The sequence below is a fragment of the Nitrospirillum amazonense genome (assembly GCF_007828045.1).
Taxonomy (GTDB): Bacteria; Pseudomonadota; Alphaproteobacteria; order Azospirillales; family Azospirillaceae; genus Nitrospirillum; species Nitrospirillum amazonense_C.
On record NZ_VITN01000072.1, the window covers coordinates 1 to 1,462 of the forward strand.

The following is a 1,462-nucleotide window of genomic DNA, read 5'->3' on the forward strand; positions in this document are numbered from 1 at the left end:
ATTGCCATGGGAGCCAGTATGGACCCGTACAAAAGGGGTCCCGATTGGACGCCGATCACCCCTCATATGGGGTCCTTATTCCATGCCGATTCACATGTCCGGCTGCTTCCAATCGACAGGTCGGTGAGACGATCCTGGGAATCCAGTTGGAGTGGGGTCATGGCGAAGCACCGAGTTCACAGCATCGCGTTCAAACGCCAGGTTGTCGCCGAGTATGCAGGCGGGGAGTCCCTCCATGGTCTGGCGACGCGGCATGACATCTGCCGCAACTTGATCCGGGTATGGGTGGCCAAGGCGGAGGCCGGGGAATTCGACGAGGAGGTCGAGGCGTCGAATCTGTTGGCGGAATACGAGGGGCGGATTGCCGCCCTGGAAAGGCTGGTCGGCCGGCAGGCGCTGGAGATCGAGTTTCTAAAGGGGGCGCTGAAGCACGGACGGTCCAGCAAAAGCGGGACTACATCCGTGATTGCCGGCCCGCCGGCCTCAGCGTCGCCGAAGGCTGCCGGCTGATGGGGATCGCACGCTCCACCTACTATGACGTCCCCGTCGAGACGGATGGCGACGCCATGATCCTGGGCCGGATGAAGGCCATCTGCGCCGAGTTCGAAAGCTACGGCTATCGGCGGGTTGGCGCGGAACTGCGGCACCAGGGGCTCGTGGTCAACAGCAAGAAGGTGCGCCGGCTCATGCGCGAGCATGATCTGCAACCCCGGCACCGGCGGCGTTTCGTCGCTACGACCGACAGTGACCACGACGAGCCGATTTTCCCGAACCGGGCGCCAGACATGATGCTCACCGGTCCTGATCAACTCTGGGTTGGCGACATCACCTACGTCGCCGTGGCGGTCGGCTTCGTCTACGTGGCCGTAATCCTGGACGCCTGGTCCCGCCGCGTCGTGGGCTATGCGATCAGCCGTTCCATCGACACCCGGCTTACGATCGCGGCCCTGAAGGCCGCCATTGCTGCGCGAAGCCCTCCCGCCGGGTGCGTCCAACACACCGACCGTGGCAGTCAATACGCCAGTGCCATCTACCGCAAGATCCTGGCTGACAACGGCTTGGTCGGGTCTATGAGCCGGCGCGGCAACCCATATGACAACGCCAAAGCCGAAAGCTTCATGAAGACGCTGAAAGTCGAGGCCGTCTATCCCATGGCCTACGAGACCTTCGATGATGTCGTGGCCGATCTGCCGCGCTTCATCGACCAAGTGTACAATGCCCGGCGCCTTCATTCAGCGCTGGGCTATCTCAGTCCCATCGCTTTTGAGGATCAACACGCCCAACCGCCTGTCAATTCCGCGGCTTGAAAACTCTCCACCCCAAGGGGCGCACTCCAATATGGGGTCCTTATTCCATGCCGATTCACATTCTTCGCCTTGCCACCCCGCTTGCGGGCCTTGCGATCCGGCGTCTCCCCGGTGCCTTCCTTGGCTTTGCGCCACGCCCGGTCACCCTTGCGGCT

The 1,462-nt window shown here is 62.5% G+C and carries 2 protein-coding genes; both read left to right on the plus strand.

Features of this window, described 5'->3' with window-relative positions; all coding sequences use genetic code 11:
• Nucleotides 1-159 precede the first annotated feature (159 nt).
• Nucleotides 160-510 (plus strand): transposase, encoded by a 351-nt coding sequence (locus tag FBZ89_RS30595; RefSeq protein WP_186457682.1) that lies wholly within the window; start codon nucleotides 160-162, stop codon nucleotides 508-510.
• Entirely contained in the window at nucleotides 459-1,307 is an 849-nt protein-coding gene (locus FBZ89_RS30600; RefSeq protein WP_246173128.1) for an IS3 family transposase, read from the plus strand. The genes FBZ89_RS30595 and FBZ89_RS30600 overlap by 52 nt, the downstream gene beginning before the upstream one ends.
• Nucleotides 1,308-1,462: the final 155 nt, after the last annotated feature.

Excerpts from the sequence above, each read along its gene's own strand:
- FBZ89_RS30595 (WP_186457682.1), top strand. The coding sequence starts at position 160 with ATGGCGAAGCACCGAGTTCACAGCATCGCGTTCAAACGCCAGGTTGTC.